The organism is Streptomyces sp. URMC 124, assembly GCF_051386455.1.
Lineage (GTDB): Bacteria > Actinomycetota > Actinomycetes > Streptomycetales > Streptomycetaceae > Streptomyces.
Genome location: NZ_JBPQTS010000634.1, coordinates 1 through 239, shown reverse-complemented (window position 1 = coordinate 239; position 239 = coordinate 1). Strand labels below are relative to the sequence as shown.

Here is a 239-nt window from a genome sequence, read left to right as displayed (position 1 = left end):
TCATAAAGCGTACAAAGATATCCTATGAAAAGGTTTAAAATAATAGAAACTGTGTCATACTAATAGTAAAAGGATCAAGGTGGGATGGCAATGGAAGAGCTGACCGAACGCGTCTGTATTATATGCAACCAGTCGAAGACGGAAGGCATTACGATTTTATCGCAATTCGTTTGCGAGGAATGCGAATCGGAAATCGTGCATACCAGTGCGGAGGATGCCAAATATCATTTTTTTATCCG

At 40.2% G+C, this 239-nt stretch carries 1 protein-coding gene; it reads left to right on the top strand.

The window, feature by feature from the left end:
• Nucleotides 1–84: 84 nt before the first annotated feature.
• Nucleotides 85–239: sigma factor G inhibitor Gin (locus ACSNOG_RS33965; protein WP_436756513.1), on the top strand; the 155-nt coding region annotated here is incomplete at its 3' end.